The sequence below is a fragment of the Mucilaginibacter pedocola genome (assembly GCF_002013915.1).
Classification (GTDB): Bacteria; Bacteroidota; Bacteroidia; order Sphingobacteriales; family Sphingobacteriaceae; genus Mucilaginibacter; species Mucilaginibacter pedocola.
Genome location: NZ_MBTF01000010.1, coordinates 68,614 through 91,884, shown reverse-complemented (window position 1 = coordinate 91,884; position 23,271 = coordinate 68,614). Strand labels below are relative to the sequence as shown.

Here is a 23,271-nt window from a genome sequence, read left to right as displayed (position 1 = left end):
GATGAATGTTTTACTAAACTTAAAAAAACTTTAAATTTTTATAAACTCACATAATACGATGCCTCGAACACGTGCCCGACCGCTACTTTTTGGATGGCTTCTTTGTCTTTTATGTCCTTCGGTTCGCCTTCCGAATCGGCACAACCCAACCATGGCTCAATGCACACAAAATCGGCACCGGGTTTTGCCCAAAGCCCTAAGTAATTAAAATGCGGGAACTCTACTGCCAGGCTATGCTCGTGCTTATCGCTTTTAATAGTCACCATGCGAGACTGCAGATTCTTAAACACCAGCGCATCGGCAGCGAACAATTCGCGGGTTAAATAAAGCCTGCGGTTTTCGATGGCCACTTCGGCAGTTTCGCCGGTAAACAAGCCTTCTTTTGATAGCAGGTGTGAATGGTGTGTTTCGCTGGCCTCAAACTCGATATAGTAATCCTCGTAGTTTTCGTCGGGGCCGAAGGGCACATTAAATGCCGGGTGCCCGCCTACCGAAAAATATACAGGCTGTTTATCTTTATTAATGAGTTTATAGGTAATGCGCAGGGCATTCTCTATCAGCGTGTATAACACTTGGAAATCGAATTTATACGGGTACACCTCCAGTGTTTTCTCCGAATTTGGTAGCGAGAACGTTGCCGATGCCTCGCTGCTTTCCAGCAAAATAAACTCCGAGAGGCGCGCAAAGCCATGGCGTTTCATGGGGTAGTCATTTCCGTTCACATGCAGTTGGTCATTCTTCAACCCGCCTACAATGGGGAACAGGTTTGGCGCGTGCCAGGGCCATACATCGGCATCGGCCTGCCACATATGTTCGGTACCGGTAACCTTGTTGCGTAGCGAACTTAATTGCGCGCCTTTGGCATCTATGGCAACTTTAAGGAATTCGTTTTCGAGGATAGTCATGGAGAGAAAGGTTTTGTTTGAGTTAAAGGTAGCAACAAATCCATCATCATCCTGTTTCAAATTTTAGCTTATTGGGGCTTATCGAATTTTACCTTAGCGCGAATGGTAGAATCCTTTTGCGCACCGGTGAGGCTTCCGCCTTTATTGTCGAACAGCACGCTCTCCCAGTCGCCGTAGCTTGGGTTAGGTATCACAATGTACTTATTGCCAAACTCTTTCTTCAACCTTTCGGTAACCGCCATGCGGCTTGCTTCAGTTTGGCGTTTTTCTTTTAGGCTATCGTACAACGCATCAAAATCGGGCAGGTTATCGCCGCAGAGCAATACAATGTTGTAGGTAGAAAGTACGCTTTGGCGGCGGCTCTCTTTGCTCGATGTGCCTTGTTTCATCAACACATGCTCATTATCGGTATTGGGTAAACCAAACTTTTGCAGGTTTTGGATGGTAGCGGCTTTTTCGTCCTCATCGCGGTTGGTGATGTAGAAAACCGTTACGCCTTTTGATGCTGCATATTTAAAAAAGGCAGGTGCTCCGGGTACCGTATCAGCAGCGGCTTTGTTGGTCCACGCTTTCCAGGTGGCAGGTGTATATTCTAAATTAGAATCGGCACGGGCGGCATCATAGGGGCTGTTATCCAACAGGGTTTCATCGATATCGGTAACCACCGCGAAAGGTTTAGAGCCTTCGGTACGAATGGCTTCATTCAGGCGCATTTTGGCCAAATTGTACGCCTGGAAACAAAGCGCCTTATACTCGGCAGAACGCTGCTGCCATGCCGACGACCACACCTTGCCGCCATTGGCAATGCTTAAGGGTTGCGTTTTCTTTTGGGTAGAGCAGGCGCTTACCAAAATAAGCACAGCTACAAGGGGGGCAATGGTCTTCTTCATATCTGTTGGTATAACACAAATATGACGAAGTTTATTGTAATTGGTGACGGGGTGGAGGATTATTTATTCCCGGCGTTTTTCCAAGGGTTAAAGTGCCGAGCGAGGGGGAAGATGCCTATGCTGTTGAGTGAGATCAGGGTTAACATAACTTAACACATTTTGTGATCCTTTTGTCGGTAAATTATTGATAAATATGAAGTTATGTATTTTGGTGGGCCTTATTGTGTTAACCTTTTTTTTTATTTTCTATTTTTAATTGTTAAATAATTGATAATGAGATATTTGATTGTTGTGTTGGGCGTTTGATAACTAACATATTCTCAGTTAAGCCTTGACGCGTGGATGGACCGAGTTGTAACTTTTCTCCCTGATCGATATCTAAATATCATAACCCAAAAAAAGCAAAATGAAAAAGCTTCATCCATTCTTCGTCCTCGGCACAGTAGGCATAGTTGTTATATCCACATTGCATATCTTTATGGCGCTGGTGCTATCTGTAAAAGGCGTACACCAAACTTTCGTGGTGCTTTATCCAACATTCGGTTCGTTTTTAATGATAGGGGTGGGATTGATGATGAAGGAAAAAGCCGGCTTGAGGTTAGGGGATAATAACCCAAAAACACTGGTTGAAGTTTAGCGCGGCGTAACTTCGAACAGTTAGGGGAACAATTGAATTTGCTGGCAAGCCATGGCCTTTAAGAACTATAAAATATCATATGGGTGGTGGGGCACATTGCTGTGCTTTTTAATTGCAACATGCCGGTTAAGTTTTTGTAGTGCAACGCCTACCCAAAATAACTTCACCGACAGTATCAAGGTGAGTTATGCAGCAGTTCCTTTTTCGAAGCCCAATGCGCTTATATTAAAATATCGCATCGGGAATGTATTACAAGATGGCACCTCGGACGGCATAGCGCACACTGCATTCAAGCTTGAAATTATTTATAATACACAGAACCTGCCTTACCGCATTAATGGTACGCAACTTGTTTTTAAAGGTGCAGCCAAACTAAAAACGGTGGCGACATTTTCTAAACCCGACTCCTTATTTTTCGATGCTGTTTATAGTTCCGTAAAATTTAAAGGGAAATATTATGTGGTCATCTTTCCGGGAAGATCAACCTGGGAAGATTTCCATCCTCCACTGGATAAGTCAGGAAATTTTGTTTTAAAACCCAAAGCGTTTTATGTAGATACCCTGAACTGCAAACTCGTTCCGCTAAGGTTTAGCCTTGGTCTTAAACCTCCGAAAGGTAGCTATGCTAGTGAGATCTTTATCGATTCGAAGTATAGTTATTTATATGATAAACGGTTTGCCTTTTCAGCAGAAACAAACCGATTCTTCTTTGGAAATTAAGTATTAAAAGAAGCTGCCTGATGCTGGTTGAAGTTTAGCGCAGCGTAACTTCGACCTAAAACAATGAAAGCTTACAGCTTTCGGTATGCGGATAGTTGATTGGTGACAGACTTAATGTCCTTAAGCTGAAAGCTTAAGCCATTTTAAGTCGAAGTTATAAACTTCGACCAGTGATTAAAAACCTAAACCCACCTGCTCAAAAAAGCTCCAAACGCATCCTTATACTGGTCCCCAACGGTAATGTTTATCTTCCCTATTTGCAGGGCGTTGCGGGTAATGGAGTTTATTTTATCAAGTGATACAATGTACGAGCGGTGCACGCGCATGAAACGTTTGGCGGGTAGTTTTTCTTCCAGTGCCTTCAGACTGCTTAGGGTGAGGATGGCTTTATCAGAACTTTTGAGGTATATTTTTACGTAATCCTTCAGGCTTTCGAGGTAGAGGATATCGCTCAGGGCAATGCGCACCAACTGGTACTCCACTTTTACAAAAAGGTAATCATCTTCCACATGTTCGGCCGGGGCGGGGGCAGCCGCTTCAGCAGCGGGGGCGCTTGCTGCGGGGGCGGCGTTGTTAGATTTATGTACCAATTCGGCGTAAGCCAATGCCTTATTGGCGGCGTGGAGGAACTCTTCGTAATTAAAAGGTTTCAGCAAATAATCCAGGGCATCTACTTTATAGCCCTCCAACGCAAATTGGTTATAGGCCGTGGTGAAAATAATGCGGGGTTTGTTAGGCCCGCGGGCATCCAGTACGCGCGCCAGTTCGATGCCGTTGAGGTTGGGCATCTGTATATCTAAAAATATCAGTTCCACCTTGTTGGCCTGCAAGCCGCCAAGGGCTTCTACCGCGCTGCCGTATTTGCCCACCAGTTTCAGAAAAGGGGTTTGCTCAATAAAGGCGCACACTAAGCCGAGGGCAAGCGGCTCGTCGTCAACGGCAATGCAGTTAATGGTCATGAGGTGGTTTATAATGATATGGTTAAGTTAACGGTATAAACGTTGCTTTCCAAATTGTTATCTACATCTAAAATGTATTTTCCGGCGTAAAGCAGCTCCAGGCGGCGGATGGTGTTGGCCAGGCCTATGCCTTTGTTATCTTCCAGGTCGGCACCCTTCTTTTTGTAATTGGTGTTTTTTACACGCAGCTTCACCTGGTTATCATCCTGCGTAATGTGTACCTCAATGGTGCTGGGCAGGGTATCGCTCACGCCGTGTTTAAAGGCATTCTCTACAAAGGGCAAAAACAGCATGGGCGCAATAGGATGCTCCTGCAGCGGGTTTGGCGATTTATAATCTACCGTTACCTTCTCGGTAAGGCGCAGCTGCATCAGGCTGATATAATCTTTGATGAAGGCTATCTCCTGGCTCAGCAGGGCGGTGCTGTTTTGGGTATCGTACAACACATACCGCATCATACGCGATAATTGGTGCAGGGCAGTGCGCGATGTTTCTACATTCACCAGCGTAAGCGCGTAGATATTGTTAAGCGTATTGAAGAAGAAATGCGGATTTATCTGTGCCTTCAGGAAGGATAGCTCCGAGCTTATTTTTTCGGCCTCCATCTCTTTTTGGCGGGCGCGTTCTTTTTGCCAGCGCTGCACGGTGGCCACGCTGGTGCTGATTCCTAATACCAAAGATGCCAGGATGATTGTAAAGGTATCCATAAAGCCGCGCCTGCCGCCCGGTCCTTTATGCGGGCCGCGTTTGTGAAAGGCTTCTTCCAGCAGATCGTGAATGTTGAGGAATTTATCGGTAAAGCCGGTTAAAAATACAACAGCTATAACTATCGCCGTAAGCAGCAAAAAGTAAATGCCGTTGCGCTTTTTCAGCAAAAAGGTGGGCACCAGCACATAGGCATTTAAATAGTAGGCACCTATCAGCAGGGCAAACACAATGGTTTGCTTTATCCAAAATTGGTAGGGTACATCAATATCGCGCAAAAAGGGCTGGTAAAACAGCAATATGTTGCCCAGCACTATCCATATCAATGCCTGGATAAGGATGCTGCCGAATGAACTTTTAAATCGTTGAAATATCATCTGCTATAATGGCTTTGTAAACAGCGTGTTACAATATTACGTATCGGCATGGTATATCCCCAACAATTATCTGCGGGGGGCAGGTTTTTACCGACGAACAGGCAATGATAACCTTTAAAAAGCCATTTGGGGCAGTCGGCGTAACTTTTACGGCTTCGGCGGTTAAAAACGGGCCTCCGTCTATGTAGTGCAAGCCTCTGTCTATAGCGTTTTTTGATGCCGCGCCAAAGCTATTGTTTTGTGCATCATAAAATATATCATGAAACTTAAATACTTATTTCTGGCCCTTGCTTTACTGTTGCAGGTAAAGGTGTTTGCCCAGGCAGGCAGGGATGTAAAAGGCGTGGTGAAAGACAGCACCGGCGTTACCCTGCCCGGCACCACGGTAAAAATTATCACCGCTAAAGATAGCAGCGCCATTATTACCGATGTTAACGGCGGCTTTGTTTTCCATAACGTAACCGTAAAAGAGTTTAGCCTGGTAGTGGTATCCATGGGATATCAATCCATCAAACGCCACTTTACGCTGGATGATAAAACCACACCTTTCACTTTGTTGCCTATCATCCTAAAGTCGGATACGCGCATGCTGGGTGTAGTAACTATTACCGATGTGAATGCCGTGAAACTGAAGGAAGATACTGTAGAGTTTAACGCCGCTGCCTACAAAGTACGGGATGGTGCCCCGGTGGAGGATGTGATAAAAAAGCTCCCCGGTGTAGATGTTGATAAAGACGGCAACATTACCGCGCAAGGCAAAACCGTAACCAAAGTACGCGTGAATGGTAAGGACTTTTTTGGCGGCGACGTAAAAACAGCTACCAAAAACCTGCCCGCCGATGTGATACAGAGCATACAGGTAATTGATGATTACGGCGACCAGGCCAACATCACCGGCGTAAAAAGCGGCGAGCCCGAAAAAGTATTGAACATCAATATAAAACCCAGCAAAAACTTCGGCTACTTTGGCCAGGCTACCGTAGGCGGGGGCAAGGATATTTTACCGCAAGGTAACGAAGACAGCCGCTATACAGCGCAAGCCAACCTCTTCAGGTTTGATGGCGACAGGCAAATAGCCGTATTAGGTAACATCAACAATGCCAACACCAACCTGTTCACATTCGGTGGTGCGCCGGGTGGCGGCGGCCCGCGTGGTGGCGGTGGCCCTCCGGGAATGAATTCCAACTCGGGGAATGGTATTACCACCTCGCGCAGCATAGGTTTCAACTATCGCGATAGCTGGAGCAAAAAAACTACCGTGTATGGCAGCTACAGTTTTTCTAACAACACGGTAAATACCATTAGCACTACTATACAAAACAATACATCGCTGAGTAACCCCAGTACCAATACCCAAAGCAGCAACCAGGAAACCACTAACCTGAACCACCGCTTTAACTTTAATATTGAGTACAAGCCTGATACGGTAAACTATTTAAAGATAAGCCCTACGTTTTCGTTCGCAGGTATCACTACCGACCAAACTGCGGCCAACCAACTGATAAACGCAACGCAGACAATATCTGATTACACCTTTAGCTCGTACCTGCATTCTACCGCGCCAAACTATGGCGCCAATGTGCTGTACAACCACCGCTTTGCTAAAAAAGGGCGTAACTTCAGCATTAACGTAGGTGCAGGTTCATACCATATCGACCAGTACCAAAACCCAATTTATACTTACATAGAGGGTGCTGCGAACGCACCGCTAAACCAGTTCATCAACACCGCCAGCCGTACCGATAGTGTGGGTACCAACGTATCGTACCTGGAGCCGTTGGCTAAAAAGAGCTTCCTGGAGTTTACTTATGGTTATAAATACCAAACTACCAGCGCAGACAGGAATACTGATACACTTTCGGGCAATGTGCGTAACAACTACGCGCTGCTTACCAATAATTACAATTATAACTTTACCACCAACCGTTTCGGTTTGAACTTTCGTTTTATCGACAAGAAATACAACTACACTTTGGGTGTTGTGGCGCAGCCATCGGTATTGGAGGGTAGTTCGCCGGGCTCGCCTGTTAACCGTAAAGAGGAGTTCAACTGGGCGCCGAACGCTAGGTTTATTTATAACTTCAGCAGGAGCCAATCCCTCAGCGTAAACTACAACGGTACCAGCCAGCAGCCAACCTATACGCAGTTGCAACCGGTTACCGATTATTCTAATGCTTCGTACCCGGTGCAGGGTAACGCCGACCTGAAGCCGGAGTTTAACAACGTGCTCTCTATCCGTTACAATAAGTTCGATTTTGCATCGGGGAATGTGTTCTTCAGTAACCTGTCGTTCACCCAAAGCAGCAACAAAATTGTAGCTACCACCATTAACTACCCTGTAACCGCTGCCGACCCTAACCTGGCCGGTACCATATTAACCACCTACCAAAATGCGGATGGTTATTACGCGGCCAACGGTTTTTATGTGTTTGCCAAACCATGGCAGAAACGTAAGTACACCTTGTTTTTTCAGGGTAATGCCAACTATAACAACAATATATCGTACATAGGCGGTTTTGGAGATGATGGTTTATCGATAGAAAAGAACATCGCCAAAAACCTGGTACTATCGCAGGGCGTGAGGTTCAGGGTGAATATTGAAGATATTATTGATGCCGAAGCCAACACCACCTACGCCATTAACCGCACCACCAATACGCTAAGCGCAGCCAACGTGAACAACAAATTCAGCTCGCTAAACCTTGGACTGAATGGAAAAAACTATTTCTTTAAGGATTGGACCCTGAGCTACGATTTCACCAAGCAATTATACTACGGCTACACCGGCGCAACTAACCCCAACATCCTGAACGCCTATGTGGAGCGCCGTTTCCTGAAAGGCAACGTAGGCACCCTGCGTTTTGCGGTGAATGATATTTTTAACGAGAATACCGGCTACAGCGCTACCAGCAGCGGCAGCTATGTTACGCAAACCAATTCTAACAAACTGGGGCGTTACTTCTTGCTGAGCTTTACTTTAAGGTTGTCTAAATTTGCAGGCGCAAGGCCAACAGGCCCTCCGGGAGGCGGCCCCCCTCCGGGTGGTGGCCCCGGCCCGGGCGGCCCGCCACCGTTCTAATCAACGGACTTTACATGATCAATTTCTATATTCAGCAACAGGCGCCCGCGATGGGCGCCTTTGTTATATAACACGAATTGCTCTAATTAAAACGAATTTCACAAATTAAAAGGCTACAGCTGTGTTAGTTAGGCATCAAGAATAGATTTGTGAGATTTTTCTCAATTCGTTCTATTCGTGTTAACTCAATAGATCAACACGTATCGGGCACCTTAAATTGACGCCAAAAATGAGTTCGTGAAATTTTTCTCAATTCGTGTAATTCGTGTTCACTCAATTCGCGTTTATTTCATTTATATTTGAGTAAACCACATAAACCCAACCCCCTTCATCATGAAAATTGCAATTATTATTGCCCGTGTAATACTTGGCGCTATTTTCCTTGTATTTGGCATTAACCAGTTTGTGCAGATATTAGATAGCATTATACATTTTCCCCTGCTGGATAGGCGGGCCGATAATTACCTCATGACGCTCTCACGCGCAGAATACTTTTTCCCCTGCCTGAAAATACTGGAAATGCTTTGCGGATTGAGCTTGCTAACAAACCGTTTTACCGCTTTGTTCCTGATAGCTTTGTTCCCCATAACACTGAACATGTTTTTGTTTGATGTTTTCCTGGGGCACCAGTTGCTGCCTTTGGGTATTACAGTTGTTGGGCTAAATGTTTTCCTGCTGATAGCTTATCATAAGTACTATAAAATGCTATTTGCCTTTCATCCGAAGGTGTGAGGGGTATATACATAGCTTATTTATTAATTAACCGCAGAGTACACAGAGTTTTACGCGGAGGTACACAGAGCCTGTATGGAGGTTATTTATTTCACGCAGGGACACAAAGAAAGAAATAACCAATTCGAAGAACTCTCTGGCCCGCTTGCAAATCTCTCTGCGAACCTCTGTGTTTTTCTCTCTGTGTTCTCTGTGGTTAAATAGCCGACATGTAAAAGGGGCATTTATAATGTCTCTACCCCCAACTTCGCCGCCAACTCCTGCAAATCTTTTACAACGGCATCTACTAAGGGGAAGCCATTTTGCATTCTATCCAATTCGGCTTCCAGTTCGGGTTCGCCGGGGATGATGACTTTTTGATCGGGGTGGATGGTTGAAGCACCTTTGAATCGCTCTATCCAGATATCCATATCTTTTTTAAACGCTTCTGCCGGGCGGAAACCATCTACGCGCATGGCACCTAAAAAGTGGCCTATACCTTGCCCGGGCGGATTCACCGGCGGCTCTAAAAAAGAAACGAATGGCGGCACCCACGGCCCAAAGCCCGCACCCGAAAGCACGCCCGATAAAATATCTACCGTAGCGCTTAGTCCGAAACCTTTGTGGCTGCCGTGCTCGCGGTCGCTGCCTAAGGGGAGAAGCGAGCCGCCCGATTTGAGGGCATGCGGGTCGGTAGTGGCATTGCCTTGTCCGTTTTGTATCCAACCTTCGGGTACCTGTTTGCCGCTGCGCTGGGCTATTTCCAACTTGCCATTGGCAGCTGCTGATGTAGCCATGTCAACAATAACCGGCGGATAATTGCCTGCCGGGAAAGCGTAGCACATGGGATTAGTACCCAGCAGGCGCTCGTTCGAAAAAGTTGGCGCCACCAGCGGACTGGCATTGGTCATGCCAAAACCAATCATATCCTGCTCCACAGCCTTTAGGGCATGGTAACCCGCAATACCGAAATGGTTAGAGTTACGTACCGATACCCATCCCGAGCCGTAAGTTTTAGCCTTTTCAATAGCCACCTGCATAGCAAATGGCGCAACTACCAAACCCAAACCGGCATCGCCATCAATAGTGGCCGTAGTTGCAGTTTCGTGAACGATCTTAATATCAGGTGTAGGGTTAATGCGCCGCTTTTCCCAAAGGCGCACATAGCCGCTTAAGCGTGCTACGCCATGCGAATCTATCCCCCGAAGGTCCGATTTGAGCAATACGTCAGCAGCCAATACAGCATGTTCATGGCTGCAGCCCATGGCCATGAAAACGTTTTGGGTGAATCGGCGGAGTTGAGTTTCGGGGATGATCATGAGGGCAAAGATAGGGTTTAGCTAAATATTACTTTATACGCGCCGACGGTGAGATAATTGAACTAAAACGTTTTTTAACAATGAAAGTAGGCAGAAACTACCTATCTTAGTGCCATTAAATAATTAAAAACGCCTAAACGCATGATCACAAAACCATTTAAAGCAATTTTGCTTTTTGTAGTTGCTTTTGCAACCATCTCTGTTTCTTCTTGCAAGAAAGATTCTGACAACAAGTCTGCCAGCACTATTTCCGCCAAAGTTGATGGCACGGCTACAACGTTCAACACTAACGCTTTTGCAGCTACCGGCTCAGTGAACGGGTTATCATTTACTGCGGTGCAGGGTACTGCTGCCAACGGTTCGCAAATATCGGTTACCATAAACGGCTCACCGGTAGTTGGCAAAACCTATAGCAACACTGCCACCAGCGACGACGACAAGCCGGTTATTATGTTCAGCTCGAGCAATGCAGATGATGATACTTTTTTTAATGACGACGATGCTGCCAACCAGGCAACCGTAACTATCACCAGTGCTTCGGCTACCCGTATTAAGGGCACCTTTAGCGGCGGGCTTAGCGAATTTTCATTGGATGGCGCAGCCTCTAAAAAAGTAATTACCGAAGGCACATTTGATGTAGCTATTGTGCAATAAGCTAACAGTATTTATAAACAACAAATGCCGGTGATGCCGGCATTTGCTGTTTATGAATATTTGTAAATATCTACACATTATTTATTTCCGGCTTTGAAGGGCTTATTGGTACGCTTAGCTTGGAATACAAAACCTGATTTCCCTGAACTAAGCGTGGGGGCGATTTTATCAGTTCTAATTCAATAAATTTTCCTTCCCATTTTAAGTTTTGCCCCACCCTGTTAAAATTTACTTTAGGGTTGTCAAATTGGTTGATATAATGATTTAAGAATTCATTACTTCCATAGTAGAGGTTTTGCTGAAAACACTCGCCTTTAGCATTTAAATAGTAAGTGGCCAGGTAAACATCATCCTTATCCAATTTAGGGAAAACAAAAGCCAACTCGCTGTGAGCCGCCACCGTTTTAGTTTTAGGCACTTGCTTATTGTACTTAAGTACAGCCCCATATTGCTTGGCGGCAAGTTCAATTTCTTTCTTTGTCCCATCTAATTGAGGGAAAAAATATTGTGGCCGTTTTTGAAAAAAGATATGTGTTGACAGGATCGTACAAAAGGCAATAACTGATAGTTTCATTGTAATAGGTTTAGCTATCTAATCTCACGAATTATTATCGCAATCGAAATTTTTAATGAGACTCCACCATTGCAATATTTTACAAAGATTTAATTGGGTTTTTACTCCGTCAGCACCGTAAACTTAAAATCAAGCGGCTCGAAGTTGCGAATGAGCTCATCAATGAATAATTGGCCCCATTTTACATAGCTTAAGCCAAAATTCTCCTGGCGTTCTTGCAGGCTGTTTTTGGGGAACAGGTCGGCTTTGATGTGTTCTATTTGCTCGAGGCGGGTTTTGTAGTTGCGCTTTTCGGCCTTTACCAATTTCTTCTGGAAGTTATCCATGGCATGTTTCAGCCTGGCTTGTACGGCTGCTGCTGATGGAGACAAGGTTGGGTCTATCTTATGCGAGCGGAGTTTTATTTTATCAAAAGCGCGCTCTATCTCACGCCATTCGTCGGCAAGGGTAAGATCGTGGTTGCTGTGTTTTTGCACCCAGCTGTTCTTGATCTCGTCGGTGCTTTTGAACAGGTTGGCCGGCGATAGCTCCATGCTTTTTATTTTGGCTGCAGTTTCCTTCGGGATAACTAAAGCCGAATTGCGCAGTATCAGTATCGGGAAATCCACGCCGTAGAAATCGAAATTCGACTTCAGTTCCAGCCAGTATACTACTTCGGCACCGCCGCCTACGTAGGCAATGTTAGGCAGAATGCACTCTTGGTAAAGCGGGCGCATCACCACGTTGGGGCTAAAGCGTTCGGGGTAGGTGGCTATTTCCTGTTTTAGTTCTTCTTCGCTAAAGTTAATTTCGGTATTGTTAACGCCGTAACGGCCGTCTTCAAACACCAGGCGTTCGCGAAGCTGGTCCTTCAGGTAAAAGAAGTTTATCTCGCGCGGGTTTACCTGTATGTGTACACCCAGTTGCTGCAGTTTTTCGTTTACGGCGCTAATGTTTTTAAAGCTGTTTTGTTCGATAACATCACGCGTAATAATAGGGGCGAAAGATTGTTTCAGCCTATGGTCGTCCGCATCAATAATTACCAGCCCGTAACGACCGAACAGTGCGTTAACGAGGTAGCGGGTAGCATCTGCCAGTTTATCAAAGGCGGTGTAGGCAGTTTCTACCATTTCGCCAAGTTCCGCGGAGTGCCCGTCTATCCCCAATACGCCTTTGTATTGGTTAAGTGCCTGGCGCATGGTATCGGGATTGATACGCCCGGTAGCGCCCGAAGCCTCGTACCACCAATGTACTTTTTTGCCGCCAATATTGGTGTAGTTTATCTCGGCAAAATCGTGGTCTTCAGATGCCATCCAGTAAACCGGTACGAACTCTTTATCGGGGTACGACTCTTTAAGTTCGCGGCAAAGCTTTATGGCTGTTACTATTTTGTAGATGAAGTAAAGCGGACCGGTAAAAATATTTAGCTGATGGCCGGTAGTAACGGTATAGGTATTATCGGCACCCAACAACTCTATCTGCTTGCGAACCAGCTCGGCTGCTTCTAATTCCGGTGTGCCTTTATCAGAGTTGTGGAAGTACTGTTCCAGCAGAACTTCCACCAATAGTTGGCGGTTAGCAACAACTTTCTTTTGCCCTAATAATTCGGCAAAACCCTGCATAGTAGGTCGGTGACTATAAAACGAACGTAACTCGGGCACATCGGCCAGGTAGTCGGCAACGGTTTGGGAAAAGTATCCCGTTTCTTTATAGTCAATACAGGCAGCTTCCATTGTTTTCTTGAATATCGAATGCTGAATTTCGAATGTTGAATATCGAAGTGGCATCCATAAACGCCGAATTTAGATGTTAAAAATCTAAATCAAACATCGTGCTGCAAAATTGCGGGCTTATTTTACAATTTGTCCATAATGGCCGGCAATGACCGCTAATAATGTCCGCTGTTTTTTTGAAGTATGGTGATAGCTGTAGCAGCCAACTCATCCGTTAGCCCGACTGAAGAACTTGTGAGTACTAAATGGCTTTTGATATGCGCCGGTAGGTTGTTCAATCCTTTATCATCATCAAGGATGACAAAATGTTCTGGTGGTGTACCTTGATCTGCATACCAGGCCAATATTTCCTCTTTACGGCTGATGAGCAAGCTGTTGCTGCTTAGTGAGTTTACCTCGACCGTAGCGATGCCTCTCAAAGCAAAGATGTCTTTCCAGCGTGATATCGGGTAGTTACTCTTGTGGGAGGTTGTTAGCATTATGCCTGCACCGGTTGCATCGATAATGCGTTGAAGAGCGGCCACCGCCTTCAAGCTAAAAGCAAGGAAGCCATCTTCCAGCAAATCCGGCTTTTGCCAGGAGTTTGCCGGAACCATTACGCCATCAATATCTAATAGGATTAGCATAAGCCGAATGTATGCCGGCTATTTTAGGATATTACCATAAAGGTCAAAATCCTCGGCGTTGTTTATCTTCACATTAACAAAGCTGCCTACTGCGGCATAGTCAACGCTTGCATCTATCAGCACCTCGTTATCCACCTCCGGCGAATCGTATTCGGTACGGCCAACAAAGTAACCACCATCTTTTTTATCGATCAGTACTTTGTAGGTGTTGCCTATTTTCTCCTGGTTTTTATCGAAGCTGATGCCTTGCTGAATTTCCATAATAGCATCGGCACGCTCCTGCTTTACTTCTTCGGGCACATCATCAACCAGGGTATGGGCATGTGTTTTCTCCTCGTGCGAGTAGGTGAAGCAACCCAAACGGTCGAATTTGGTATCTTCTACCCATTGCGCCATTTCTTCAAAGTCGCGCTCTGTTTCTCCGGGGTAGCCCGTAATAAGGGTGGTACGCATAGCAATGTTCGGTACGCGGTCGCGTATCTCGTTCACTACGTCGATAGTTTTTTGTTTGGTTAAACCACGGCGCATCGATTTTAGCATATTATCGGTAATGTGCTGAAGCGGCATATCCAAATACTTGCAAATATTATCGCGCTCGTTCATCACATCCAATATCTCCATTGGGAACCCTGCGGGGTAAGCATATTGCAAACGTATCCATTCCACGCCGTTCACATCGCTCAGGCGGCGCAATAATTCGTCGAGGTTGCGTTTGCCGTATATATCCAAACCATAGTAGGTAAGGTCCTGGGCAATTAATATCAGTTCTTTGGTGCCGTTCTTTACCAGGTTTTCGGCATTTTTTACCAATTGGTCGATAGGGGTGCTCACATGCTTGCCGCGCATCAGCGGGATGGCGCAGAACGAGCAGGGGCGGTTACAGCCTTCGGCAATTTTAAAGTACGCAAAATGCGAAGGGGTAGTCAGTAGACGCTCGCCAATCAATTCGTGGCGGTAATCGGCACCTATGTTGTGCAGGATGTTTTGCAGATCGTTAGTGCCAAAGTATGCATCCACATTAGTGATCTCGGCTTCCAGTTCGGGTTTGTAGCGTTCGCTAAGGCAGCCGGTTACAATTACCTTGCCTACCTTGCCCTGCTCTTTCAGCTCGCTGTATTGCAGAATGGTATCTATCGATTCCTGTTTGGCATTATCGATGAAGCCGCAGGTATTTATTACCACGATATCGTTCCTGCCTACTTTCTCGGCCTCGTGTACCACGTCATAGGCATTGCCTTTCAGCTGGCCCATTAGTACTTCACTATCGTATATATTTTTTGAGCAGCCCAAAGTAACCACGTTTACGCGGGGTTTACTTTTTAGTATGGGTTTGCTTATTTCTTTAGTCCTCATATTGATATGATTACACCGATGAAGGATTGATTTCACCGATGGAAACGTTAATAAATTATGGCGTTGCGAGCGATAGCACGGCAACTCTGTAGTTTGCAAAGCGGTTATGCATTAGCTACGAGATTGCCACGTCGCCCCGGCGCGCAATGCCTTACGCCGCTCCTCGCAATGACAAAGCGGTGTTAGCCCTTGAACAGGCTGTCGACAAAGGCTTGCCTGTCGAACAGTTGCAGGTGGTCCATGCCTTCGCCTACGCCTATGTATTTTACCGGTATTTTAAACTGGTCGGATATACCTATTACCACACCGCCTTTGGCAGTACCGTCTAACTTGGTTAATGCTAATGCGTTTACATTTGTTGCCTCGGTGAACTGCTTGCATTGCTCAATGGCGTTTTGCCCTGTACTGGCATCCAGCACCAGCAATATTTCGTGCGGGGCACCGGGGATAACCTTTTGCATTACGTTCTTAATTTTCGTAAGCTCATTCATTAAACCCACCTTATTATGTAAACGCCCGGCGGTATCAATAATTGCCACATCATCGCCATTGGCCACTGCCGAACGCAGGGTATCGTAAGCTACCGAAGCCGGATCTGAACCCATGGCTTGTGCCACAACCTTTACGCCAACACGCTCGCCCCAAAGTTTTATCTGGTCAACCGCTGCTGCGCGGAAGGTGTCCGCAGCGCCCAGTACTACCTGGTTGCCGGCTTGCTTAAGCTTATGGGCCAGTTTGCCTATGGTGGTGGTTTTACCTACGCCGTTTACGCCAACTACCATTATTACATATGGTTTATGGTTGCCGTATTCGAAGTTGCGGAAATCGTTGCTGTTATTTTCGGCAAGGAGTTTTTGTATCTCATCTTTCAGCAAACCGTTCAGTTCGCCGGTGCCTACGTATTTATCGCGCGCAACGCGTGCCTGTATACGCTCAATTATTTTGAGGGTGGTGGTAACGCCTACATCGGAAGTTACCAGTACTTCCTCCAGGTCGTCGAGCACATCATCATCAACGGTCGACTTACCGGCAACAACCTTGGTTAATTTGGAAAAGAAATTATCCTTGGTTTTTTCCAGCCCGGTATCAAGTGCCTGTTGCTCTTGCTGCGTGCTTTCTTTTTTCTTAAAAAAATCAAATAATCCCATGTGTTCGATATGCAGATTTCAGATATGCAAATGTGCAGATTATTATCGGGTTGGCCGGGTAGTCCGCATCTGCACATCTGAAATTTGCACATCTGCACATCTACCTAATTTGCACATCAACAAAAAAAGCCCTCTCGTAATATACAAGACGGCTTTTAATATTTTAGCAAAAGCTACCGGTTATTATTTGCCGGCAATTGCATCCTTAACGTTATCGTTAGGAACAATTTGCTCTTTAAATGAGTAAGCACCAGTACGTGGCGACTTAACCATAGTGATAACTTTTGAATATTCTTTGCCTTTACCTGCTACTTTCAGGGTTGCAACTACTTTCTTTGCCATGTCGTTTTAATTATTTAATGAATGAATCAATGAAACGGTGATTTAACTCAATCAACCACTCACTTAATCAACCAATTACTATTTAATTTCTTTGTGAACGGTTACTTTACGTAATACCGGGTTGAATTTTTTCAATTCTAAACGCTCGGTAGTGTTCTTTTTGTTTTTGGTGGTAATGTAACGAGACATGCCCGGCATGCCGCTGGTTTTGTGCTCTGTGCACTCCAATATTACCTGTACCCTGTTACCTTTCTTAGCCATCGTGTATATTGTTTTGAGTTTTGGGTGTTTGAGCTTTGAGTTAAACTAACCCACCACTCATTACGCAAAAACTAATTTATATTATATAGAACCTTTTTTTACAAACTTGTTGATACAAGCAGTAATACCCAGTTTGCTGATAGTTTTAACAGCAGAAGTAGACACTTTCAAAGTGATCCATTTATCTTCTTCAGGGATGTAAAACTTTTTCAGTTGTAAGTTTGGATGAAACTTGCGTTTGGTTTTAGCGTTCGAGTTTGATACGCTGTTACCATTCATGTAGCCTTTTCCAGTTAGATCACAAATTCTTGACATGACAAATATTTTTTAATTCTCGCCCTTTTCCTAAAAAGAGTTTGCAAATATCTGCTTTTTCAAACACATAAGCAATAGCGATTTAAGAAATTTTTCAAAAAGATTTTGATGCAGTGGGTCGCTCGACGGGCAATATGAAATATATCTTTATAATGGGGCTGTTTTGCGCGATTCTCAGCAATAAACAGGCTTCAATTTTCTTGTTCTTTTATTCCCTGCCAGGCCCAATAGGTTTCTAAAAAGCCATCGTGCAGCATGTCGCCAAAAGGTTCCGCGCCATCTTCGGCATCATTATCTACCAGTTTTACGCCGCTCCATTGTTCGGATAGCGCTTTTGGGTCGGTTGTGCCATCTATGATATTAAACAAGCTGAATACTACGTTGGCGCTATTATCTGCCAATATTTTGCCCAATGCGCTTTTCAAATGCTCATTATTCCTAAGCTTATTTAGCTCTGCCTTTTCATCATCTGTAAAGCCTGTGTTGGGCGGGTAAATAAGGCCGTCGTAGTCTTTGTCTTCTAAAATTGTTTTTACAGTAGCCTCAGCATATTCTTCAGTATTCTGGTGGATATCTACTAACAGAGCGATGGCGTTGTTTTTTGATAGTTTCATTTTAAAGGTTAGTAATAAGTCTCTATTCTGTTAGCTTTCGCCGCATAATAGGTAATAGTACGCGTTACCAATGTTGTTCCGGCTATTGTTCCATCTTTCAAATAAGTTCGTTCGCGGCGCTTTAGCCAGTTGCCGTTTTCGTCAAAGCGGAGATATTCTATTTTTATTTTGCTGTTGATCACAGTTCCGTTTTCATAGTCGAGTACAGCTATCAAAAGCTCTCGTTTATCGAACTTGTAAAGCTTCAACCATTCCACTTTTTGGTATTGATTTATTTTTTTGTAACCGATCAGGTCGTCATGGAAACCTTTGTCATATAAGTTTATTGTTCGATATAGCGGTTGTTCTCTTTGGATAGAATCTCCGGTTCTTGGATAAAGTTTAGTCTCCATCTTCTCACCAGTACGGCTGCTAAAAACATCTACTGTAACAATTTTGCTCGTGTCCATCAAACGCTCGCTTGTAAACTCTCTTTCGTGAGAGTGATAGACCGTAAGGTGGATAAAAGGCTTGCGATAATTGAATACCCCGTCTACAGGTTTTTCGAATTTGCTGGTATCAGCCAAGATTTTTTTGAACTTCAGTGCCCCTTTCTTTTTGGCGTAGACATTTTCGATAATGTTTTTAGGACAGCCTTGAACCCAATTTGTCAATTCCAGCTTTTGAATCTCCTGTGCGTAGCTCAGTTTTGCCATCCACAAGACGCATACGGTTAATACTATTGGTCTAATCATGTTACCTATCCCATCAAAATATCTCAATATAGGAATATTTGCCCTAAAACTTTTTAAACTATTTTAAAAAGTGGCAAATTTATTGATGGCTTAACACAAAAATTACTAATTTACGCCACCATTTATAATCAGTTATGCAAGTTAAGTCGTTTGAAGAATACAAGCAGGCCTACAGCCTGAGCGTTGAAAAGCCCGAGGAATTTTGGGCAGGTATTGCCAATAATTTCCAGTGGAAAAAGCCTTGGGATAAGGTTTTGGAATGGAATTTTAAAGAGCCAAAAGTAGAATGGTTCAAAGGTGCCAAGCTTAACATTACCGAGAACTGCCTCGACCGCCATCTGGATACCATTGGCGATACCCCCGCCATCATTTGGGAACCTAACGACCCTACCGAAGACCACCGCATCCTAACCTATAAACAACTGCACGCCAAAGTTTGCCAGTTTGCCAATGTGCTTAAAAACAACGGCGCCAAAAAAGGCGACCGCATTTGTATTTATATGCCTATGGTGCCCGAGTTGGCCATTGCCGTTTTGGCCTGCGCCCGTATCGGTGCTATTCACTCCGTAGTATTTGGCGGCTTTTCGGCACAATCCATAGCCGATAGGATAAAGGATGCCGAGTGTAATATTGTAATAACTGCCGATGGTGGTTTCCGTGGTACTAAAGAGGTGCCGCTGAAATCGATCATTGACGATGCGCTGGTGCAGTGCCCCTCTATCAAACGTGTAATTGTGCTTACCCGCAGCCATACCCCGGTATCCATGATAAAAGGCCGCGATGTATGGTGGGAAGATGAGATAAAAAAGGTAGAGACACAGGGTAACCCCGATTGCCCTGCCGAAGAGATGGATGCCGAGGATATGTTGTTCATCCTGTACACCTCGGGTTCTACCGGTAAGCCAAAGGGCGTGGTGCATACCTGCGGCGGCTACATGGTTTATACAGGCTATACCTTCAGCAATGCTTTCCAGTACCAGCCGGGCGAAGTTTATTTCTGTACGGCAGATATCGGCTGGATAACCGGCCACTCATACATTGCTTACGGACCGCTTACGCAAGGCGCTACTTCGGTAATGTTCGAGGGCGTACCTACCTGGCCGGATGCAGGCCGCCTGTGGGACATTGTAGAGAAATTTAAAGTAAACATATTATATACTGCGCCAACGGCCATCCGCTCGCTGATGAGTTTTGGTGATGATGTGCTGAAGGGCCGCGATTTTTCCTCGCTGAAAAAATTAGGTTCGGTAGGCGAGCCGATAAACGAGGAGGCCTGGCACTGGTTCGACGAGAAAATTGGCCAGGGCAAATGCCCTATTGTTGATACCTGGTGGCAAACCGAGACCGGTGGCTTCATGATATCGCCGATAGCCAATGTAACCCCGCTGAAACCGGGCTATGCCACGCTGCCGCTGCCGGGTATACAACCTATTTTGGTAGACGAGAACGGTAAGGAAGTAGAAGGTAACGGCGTTAGCGGTAACCTTTGCATCAAATTCCCGTGGCCGGGTATGCTGCGTACTACGTATGGCGACCACGAGCGCTGCCGTACCACTTACTTTGCTACGTACGATAACTTATACTTTACAGGCGATGGCTGCCTGCGCGACGAGGATGGCTACTACCGCATTACCGGCCGTGTAGATGACGTGCTGAACGTATCGGGCCACCGTATTGGTACCGCAGAGGTAGAAAACGCCATAAACATGCACAGCAGCGTGGTAGAAAGCGCCGTAGTAGGCTACCCGCACGATATAAAAGGCCAGGGGGTTTATGCATTCGTAGTAAGCCCAACCAAGCATGGCGACGAGGACCTTACCCGCAAGGATATCATCATGACGGTATCGCGCATTATTGGCGCAATTGCCAAGCCGGATAAAATTCAGTTCGTGCCCGGTTTACCAAAAACCCGCTCAGGCAAAATTATGCGCCGCATATTGCGCAAAATAGCCGAAGGCGATACCAGTAACCTGGGCGATACTTCTACCTTGCTTGATCCGGGTGTTGTGGAAGAGATAAAGGCGGGAGCTTTGTAAGCCCGCCGGAAATAAAAATTAGAAGCCCGCATTACATAAGTTTTGCGGGCTTCTAATTTGAACGGATGTAGTTATAAAATTAGCAATCCTATGGAAGATGAATTAATTAAGCAGCAAAAAAGAATTTGCGACAAGTACGGTGCCGAGTACTGCCCTGCGCCATTAGATCTTAATTTAGGTATAGCTTTACGATCGTTCGACGGCTCAACCGTGCCAATAAACGGTTTAAGGCATCTCCCTGAAAACGGTACTGCAGGTTGGTATATTTGGGCGGGAGAATATTCGTCAGCGAACGATTTTTTCAAGCCATTGCATATTCAGCATCTATTAGAAGATAAACCATATTTACTTAAGTATTTAGGCTTAGCACCTGGATGGAGGTTTTTAGTTGATAATGATGGTTACGAAGATATTTGGTTTGATGCCGAGCTTTTAAAAATATAAAAACAAACCAATGCCCTCCCCACATGTTCTCTTTATACATCTAAATTAAGGAGAAACGAACCATGGATAAGTTAGAAATAAAAGGCGGCTGGAACGAGCTGAAAGGTAAAATAAAACAAGCCTACGGCGACCTTACCGACGACGACCTGATACACGAGGAAGGCAAGGACGATGAAACCCTTGGCCGCCTGCAACAGAAAACCGGCAAAACCCGCGAGGATTTGGTGAACTGGATAAATAGCCTTTAGTTACTTAGAGGTTGAAGGTTAGAGATTAGGCTTACGCCTTTACAATCTAATTGCCCTGCATAGCGGGGCTTTTTTTGTTTAAGTGCAAAGCAACATTGCAGGCTAATTGGTGTCGATTAGTTATCTTAACACCGCAAAAACTAAACTGAACCATGCCTGCAGCTTCACCGGCTCTTAAACCCGAAAACACTTCGGGTAAAATAGTATACATCGACCACCTTAAGGTAGTGCTTACCGTGCTGGTGATCCTTCATCACGCCTTTATCACTTACGGCGCCCCCGGCGATTGGTATTATAACGAGAAGACCACCATAAAAGGAGCCATCATCGGCATGACGCTGTTCGTATCCGTGAACCAGGCATTTTTTATGGGTTTCTTCTTTTTCCTGTCGGCATTGTTCGTCCCCACATCGTATGATAAAAAAGGAGCAGCAAAGTTCGTTACCGATAGGCTCGTTCGGCTGGGCATACCGCTGGTGTTCTACTCGTTGGTGTTGTCGCCCTTTCTTAGCTACATGACATACACCATCGAACACCCTGCCATTACCTATGCGCAATACCTCGGCGGTTTCGATGGCTGGATAAACTTTGGCGTGCTGTGGTTTGTGCTGGCCTTGTTGCTGTTCAACCTGCTGTATGTATTGTTTCGCCTGTTTGCCGACGATAGGGGCGTAGCCAAGCCATTACCAACCGTGGGGCGGGTAATAGCTTTTGCGGCAGTTGTGGGGCTTTTTAGCTATGTTGCCCGTATATTCTTTCCGGTCGGCTGGTCGTTAAAGCCTTTTGGTTTCCAGTTGGGGCATTTTGCGCAGTACATCGCTATGTTCATCTTGGGCATCATCGCATCGCGCAGCAAATGGATAGCCAATGCCGACTACCGCACGGGCAAAACCATGTTCTACATTGTGTTGGGCTTGGTGCTTATTGGTTTCCCCTTGTTTGTTATTGTGCGGCAAATGGTTGGTTACCCCGTACAGTATTACAGCGTTGGCGGGCATTGGCCCATGTTATGGTACGCCGTGTGGGAACAATTGCTGGGCTTTTGTATGGTTACCACATTACTCTGCATCGGCAAAAAACGCTGGAATAACCCTTCACCGATTTGGGCGACTTTATCGCGCAGCACCTTTGCGGTGTACATATTCCATCCGCTGATACTGATCGGGCTTTCGGTACTGTTGCACAGTTGGGCTATCGACCCTGCTCTGAAATTATTGGTAGTTGGCCCTGGTGCGGTTATCGGCAGCTTTTTGTTGGGGATGCTGCTGGTGAAAGTGCCGTTGGTGAATAGGGTGGTTTAGTTTTATCTCACGCAAAGGCGCGAAGACGCAAAGTTTTTAAGTGTGCTTATTTATATAATCTACCCATGTCCAGATCTAAGCCCGGCAGAACAACAGAGTGTAGTGTTTCGCCTTTTGGGGCTTTTTGATGCAGGTGAAACTTTCCGTCTTTTAATAAATATAGGTCGGCATTTTCTTCAAATGGGTCGATGATGATGTATTCTTTAACACCGTATTTCTCGTAGATCCTTTTCTTTGGGCGTAAATCATAATAAGCATTTTCCGGCGACAATATTTCCATCACAATGTCGGGTGCCCCGTAAATGTAATCTTTAAGTATATCGTTATTTTCTTTAGAGATATAAACCATATCAGGTTGAAAAGAATTTTGCTGGTCTAAAATCGTTTCGATAGGTCCCATAATAAACGTTCCATCGTTGCCGGTCCGTTCTTCAAATCTATAGGTCGCCATAATTAGGTTGCCTAAAACCTGTTGATGCAAAACTGTTCGAGATGGCCAATCGATAAGGCAGCCGTTGATGTACTGGTATGGCGCACCAATTTCCATTGCCATGTATTCATCCAACGTAACTCTCTTTTCGAAGCGTAGCATAAGCTAAATATAGTT

At 45.3% G+C, this 23,271-nt stretch carries 25 protein-coding genes; 9 read left to right on the top strand and 16 right to left on the bottom strand.

The window, feature by feature from the left end; genetic code table 11:
- Positions 1-38: 38 nt before the first annotated feature.
- Together BC343_RS12015 and BC343_RS12010 are read right to left on the bottom strand one after the other, a co-directional pair.
- Positions 39-905: an aldose 1-epimerase family protein gene (locus BC343_RS12015; protein WP_078348031.1), complete on the bottom strand. Its 867-nt coding sequence runs from the start codon at positions 903-905 to the stop codon at positions 39-41.
- Positions 906-973: 68 nt separating this feature from the next.
- Positions 974-1,795, bottom strand: coding sequence for a 5'-nucleotidase, lipoprotein e(P4) family (locus BC343_RS12010; protein WP_078348030.1), 822 nt, complete (start codon positions 1,793-1,795; stop codon positions 974-976).
- A 406-nt stretch (positions 1,796-2,201) separates the two neighbouring features.
- On the opposite strand from BC343_RS12010, the gene BC343_RS30750 reads away from it, so the two are divergent.
- Together BC343_RS30750 and BC343_RS12005 are read left to right on the top strand one after the other, a co-directional pair.
- Positions 2,202-2,432 carry a hypothetical protein gene (locus BC343_RS30750; RefSeq protein ID WP_143822163.1) on the top strand — a complete coding sequence of 77 codons (231 nt, stop codon included), beginning with the start codon at positions 2,202-2,204 and terminating at the stop codon, positions 2,430-2,432.
- A gap of 51 nt (positions 2,433-2,483) precedes the next feature.
- Positions 2,484-3,152: a hypothetical protein gene (locus tag BC343_RS12005; protein WP_078348029.1), complete on the top strand. Its 669-nt coding sequence runs from the start codon at positions 2,484-2,486 to the stop codon at positions 3,150-3,152.
- Between the two features lie 182 nt (positions 3,153-3,334).
- On the opposite strand, the gene BC343_RS12000 is transcribed toward BC343_RS12005, so the two are convergent.
- Both BC343_RS12000 and BC343_RS11995 read right to left on the bottom strand, forming a co-directional pair.
- Positions 3,335-4,111 (bottom strand): LytR/AlgR family response regulator transcription factor, encoded by a 777-nt coding sequence (locus BC343_RS12000; RefSeq protein WP_078348028.1) that lies wholly within the window; start codon positions 4,109-4,111, stop codon positions 3,335-3,337.
- 8 nt (positions 4,112-4,119) lie between these two features.
- Positions 4,120-5,193 carry a sensor histidine kinase gene (locus tag BC343_RS11995; protein WP_078348027.1) on the bottom strand — a complete coding sequence of 358 codons (1,074 nt, stop codon included), beginning with the start codon at positions 5,191-5,193 and terminating at the stop codon, positions 4,120-4,122.
- Between the two features lie 259 nt (positions 5,194-5,452).
- On the opposite strand from BC343_RS11995, the gene BC343_RS11990 reads away from it, so the two are divergent.
- On the top strand, positions 5,453-8,272 hold the full coding sequence (locus tag BC343_RS11990) for an outer membrane beta-barrel protein (RefSeq protein WP_078348026.1): 2,820 nt from the start codon (positions 5,453-5,455) through the stop codon (positions 8,270-8,272).
- 333 nt (positions 8,273-8,605) lie between these two features.
- A complete protein-coding gene (locus BC343_RS11985; protein WP_078348025.1) occupies positions 8,606-9,004 on the top strand; it encodes a DoxX family membrane protein in 399 nt (132 codons plus the stop codon).
- A 224-nt stretch (positions 9,005-9,228) separates the two neighbouring features.
- Here the strand turns inward: BC343_RS11985 and BC343_RS11980 are convergent, their stop codons facing one another.
- Complete coding sequence (locus BC343_RS11980) at positions 9,229-10,302, bottom strand: Ldh family oxidoreductase (RefSeq protein WP_078348024.1); 1,074 nt, start codon at positions 10,300-10,302, stop codon at positions 9,229-9,231.
- A 141-nt stretch (positions 10,303-10,443) separates the two neighbouring features.
- On the opposite strand from BC343_RS11980, the gene BC343_RS11975 reads away from it, so the two are divergent.
- On the top strand, positions 10,444-10,956 hold the full coding sequence (locus BC343_RS11975; RefSeq protein WP_078348023.1) for a hypothetical protein: 513 nt from the start codon (positions 10,444-10,446) through the stop codon (positions 10,954-10,956).
- A 70-nt stretch (positions 10,957-11,026) separates the two neighbouring features.
- Here BC343_RS11975 and BC343_RS11970 read toward each other — a convergent pair whose 3' ends face one another.
- The 10 genes from BC343_RS11970 to BC343_RS11925 form a co-directional block, all read right to left on the bottom strand.
- Positions 11,027-11,530 (bottom strand): hypothetical protein, encoded by a 504-nt coding sequence (locus BC343_RS11970; protein WP_078348022.1) that lies wholly within the window; start codon positions 11,528-11,530, stop codon positions 11,027-11,029.
- A 101-nt stretch (positions 11,531-11,631) separates the two neighbouring features.
- Entirely contained in the window at positions 11,632-13,242 is a 1,611-nt protein-coding gene (gene bshC / locus BC343_RS11965) for a bacillithiol biosynthesis cysteine-adding enzyme BshC (RefSeq protein WP_078348021.1), read from the bottom strand.
- A 155-nt stretch (positions 13,243-13,397) separates the two neighbouring features.
- On the bottom strand, positions 13,398-13,868 hold the full coding sequence (locus BC343_RS11960) for an HAD domain-containing protein (RefSeq protein WP_078348020.1): 471 nt from the start codon (positions 13,866-13,868) through the stop codon (positions 13,398-13,400).
- Between the two features lie 18 nt (positions 13,869-13,886).
- Positions 13,887-15,221, bottom strand: a complete 1,335-nt coding sequence (gene rimO, locus BC343_RS11955) for a 30S ribosomal protein S12 methylthiotransferase RimO (protein ID WP_078348019.1) — start codon at positions 15,219-15,221, stop codon at positions 13,887-13,889.
- Between the two features lie 182 nt (positions 15,222-15,403).
- Positions 15,404-16,369 (bottom strand): signal recognition particle-docking protein FtsY, encoded by a 966-nt coding sequence (gene ftsY, locus BC343_RS11950; protein WP_078348018.1) that lies wholly within the window; start codon positions 16,367-16,369, stop codon positions 15,404-15,406.
- A gap of 183 nt (positions 16,370-16,552) precedes the next feature.
- Positions 16,553-16,711, bottom strand: coding sequence for a DUF4295 domain-containing protein (locus BC343_RS11945; protein WP_078348017.1), 159 nt, complete (start codon positions 16,709-16,711; stop codon positions 16,553-16,555).
- Between the two features lie 78 nt (positions 16,712-16,789).
- Positions 16,790-16,972, bottom strand: a complete 183-nt coding sequence (gene rpmG, locus BC343_RS11940; protein ID WP_022830075.1) for a 50S ribosomal protein L33 — start codon at positions 16,970-16,972, stop codon at positions 16,790-16,792.
- An 81-nt stretch (positions 16,973-17,053) separates the two neighbouring features.
- Positions 17,054-17,287, bottom strand: a complete 234-nt coding sequence (rpmB, locus tag BC343_RS11935) for a 50S ribosomal protein L28 (protein ID WP_078348016.1) — start codon at positions 17,285-17,287, stop codon at positions 17,054-17,056.
- Between the two features lie 191 nt (positions 17,288-17,478).
- The gene (locus BC343_RS11930; RefSeq protein WP_078348015.1) at positions 17,479-17,901 is read right to left on the bottom strand and encodes a hypothetical protein; all 423 of its coding nucleotides are present in this window, start codon (positions 17,899-17,901) and stop codon (positions 17,479-17,481) included.
- Positions 17,902-17,909: 8 nt separating this feature from the next.
- Complete coding sequence (locus BC343_RS11925) at positions 17,910-18,596, bottom strand: hypothetical protein (RefSeq protein WP_143822162.1); 687 nt, start codon at positions 18,594-18,596, stop codon at positions 17,910-17,912.
- A gap of 173 nt (positions 18,597-18,769) precedes the next feature.
- On the opposite strand from BC343_RS11925, the gene acs reads away from it, so the two are divergent.
- The 4 genes from acs to BC343_RS11905 all read left to right on the top strand — a co-directional run bounded on the left by acs (position 18,770) and on the right by BC343_RS11905 (position 22,664).
- Positions 18,770-20,671, top strand: coding sequence for an acetate--CoA ligase (acs, locus tag BC343_RS11920; RefSeq protein WP_078348013.1), 1,902 nt, complete (start codon positions 18,770-18,772; stop codon positions 20,669-20,671).
- A 90-nt stretch (positions 20,672-20,761) separates the two neighbouring features.
- A complete protein-coding gene (locus tag BC343_RS11915; protein WP_078348012.1) occupies positions 20,762-21,115 on the top strand; it encodes an immunity protein Imm33 domain-containing protein in 354 nt (117 codons plus the stop codon).
- 62 nt (positions 21,116-21,177) lie between these two features.
- Complete coding sequence (locus BC343_RS11910; protein ID WP_078348011.1) at positions 21,178-21,363, top strand: CsbD family protein; 186 nt, start codon at positions 21,178-21,180, stop codon at positions 21,361-21,363.
- Positions 21,364-21,515: 152 nt separating this feature from the next.
- Positions 21,516-22,664: an acyltransferase family protein gene (locus tag BC343_RS11905; RefSeq protein ID WP_078348010.1), complete on the top strand. Its 1,149-nt coding sequence runs from the start codon at positions 21,516-21,518 to the stop codon at positions 22,662-22,664.
- 46 nt (positions 22,665-22,710) lie between these two features.
- Here BC343_RS11905 and BC343_RS11900 read toward each other — a convergent pair whose 3' ends face one another.
- Complete coding sequence (locus tag BC343_RS11900) at positions 22,711-23,256, bottom strand: Uma2 family endonuclease (RefSeq protein WP_078348009.1); 546 nt, start codon at positions 23,254-23,256, stop codon at positions 22,711-22,713.
- Between the last annotated feature and the right edge of the window lie 15 nt (positions 23,257-23,271).

Excerpts from the sequence above, each read along its gene's own strand:
- BC343_RS11995 (WP_078348027.1), bottom strand. The coding sequence starts at position 5,193 with ATGATATTTCAACGATTTAAAAGTTCATTCGGCAGCATCCTTATCCAG.
- BC343_RS11985 (WP_078348025.1), top strand. The coding sequence starts at position 8,606 with ATGAAAATTGCAATTATTATTGCCCGTGTAATACTTGGCGCTATTTTC.
- rimO (WP_078348019.1), bottom strand. The coding sequence starts at position 15,221 with ATGAGGACTAAAGAAATAAGCAAACCCATACTAAAAAGTAAACCCCGC.
- BC343_RS11930 (WP_078348015.1), bottom strand. The coding sequence starts at position 17,901 with ATGAAACTATCAAAAAACAACGCCATCGCTCTGTTAGTAGATATCCAC.
- BC343_RS11905 (WP_078348010.1), top strand. The coding sequence starts at position 21,516 with ATGCCTGCAGCTTCACCGGCTCTTAAACCCGAAAACACTTCGGGTAAA.
- BC343_RS11915 (WP_078348012.1), top strand. The coding sequence starts at position 20,762 with ATGGAAGATGAATTAATTAAGCAGCAAAAAAGAATTTGCGACAAGTAC.
- BC343_RS30750 (WP_143822163.1), top strand. The coding sequence starts at position 2,202 with ATGAAAAAGCTTCATCCATTCTTCGTCCTCGGCACAGTAGGCATAGTT.
- acs (WP_078348013.1), top strand. The coding sequence starts at position 18,770 with ATGCAAGTTAAGTCGTTTGAAGAATACAAGCAGGCCTACAGCCTGAGC.
- BC343_RS12000 (WP_078348028.1), bottom strand. The coding sequence starts at position 4,111 with ATGACCATTAACTGCATTGCCGTTGACGACGAGCCGCTTGCCCTCGGC.
- BC343_RS11980 (WP_078348024.1), bottom strand. The coding sequence starts at position 10,302 with ATGATCATCCCCGAAACTCAACTCCGCCGATTCACCCAAAACGTTTTC.
- BC343_RS12005 (WP_078348029.1), top strand. The coding sequence starts at position 2,484 with ATGGCCTTTAAGAACTATAAAATATCATATGGGTGGTGGGGCACATTG.
- rpmB (WP_078348016.1), bottom strand. The coding sequence starts at position 17,287 with ATGTCAAGAATTTGTGATCTAACTGGAAAAGGCTACATGAATGGTAAC.
- BC343_RS11925 (WP_143822162.1), bottom strand. The coding sequence starts at position 18,596 with ATGGCAAAACTGAGCTACGCACAGGAGATTCAAAAGCTGGAATTGACA.
- BC343_RS11990 (WP_078348026.1), top strand. The coding sequence starts at position 5,453 with ATGAAACTTAAATACTTATTTCTGGCCCTTGCTTTACTGTTGCAGGTA.
- BC343_RS12015 (WP_078348031.1), bottom strand. The coding sequence starts at position 905 with ATGACTATCCTCGAAAACGAATTCCTTAAAGTTGCCATAGATGCCAAA.
- BC343_RS11970 (WP_078348022.1), bottom strand. The coding sequence starts at position 11,530 with ATGAAACTATCAGTTATTGCCTTTTGTACGATCCTGTCAACACATATC.
- BC343_RS11910 (WP_078348011.1), top strand. The coding sequence starts at position 21,178 with ATGGATAAGTTAGAAATAAAAGGCGGCTGGAACGAGCTGAAAGGTAAA.
- ftsY (WP_078348018.1), bottom strand. The coding sequence starts at position 16,369 with ATGGGATTATTTGATTTTTTTAAGAAAAAAGAAAGCACGCAGCAAGAG.
- BC343_RS11945 (WP_078348017.1), bottom strand. The coding sequence starts at position 16,711 with ATGGCAAAGAAAGTAGTTGCAACCCTGAAAGTAGCAGGTAAAGGCAAA.
- BC343_RS11960 (WP_078348020.1), bottom strand. The coding sequence starts at position 13,868 with ATGCTAATCCTATTAGATATTGATGGCGTAATGGTTCCGGCAAACTCC.
- bshC (WP_078348021.1), bottom strand. The coding sequence starts at position 13,242 with ATGGAAGCTGCCTGTATTGACTATAAAGAAACGGGATACTTTTCCCAA.
- BC343_RS11900 (WP_078348009.1), bottom strand. The coding sequence starts at position 23,256 with ATGCTACGCTTCGAAAAGAGAGTTACGTTGGATGAATACATGGCAATG.
- BC343_RS12010 (WP_078348030.1), bottom strand. The coding sequence starts at position 1,795 with ATGAAGAAGACCATTGCCCCCCTTGTAGCTGTGCTTATTTTGGTAAGC.
- BC343_RS11975 (WP_078348023.1), top strand. The coding sequence starts at position 10,444 with ATGATCACAAAACCATTTAAAGCAATTTTGCTTTTTGTAGTTGCTTTT.
- rpmG (WP_022830075.1), bottom strand. The coding sequence starts at position 16,972 with ATGGCTAAGAAAGGTAACAGGGTACAGGTAATATTGGAGTGCACAGAG.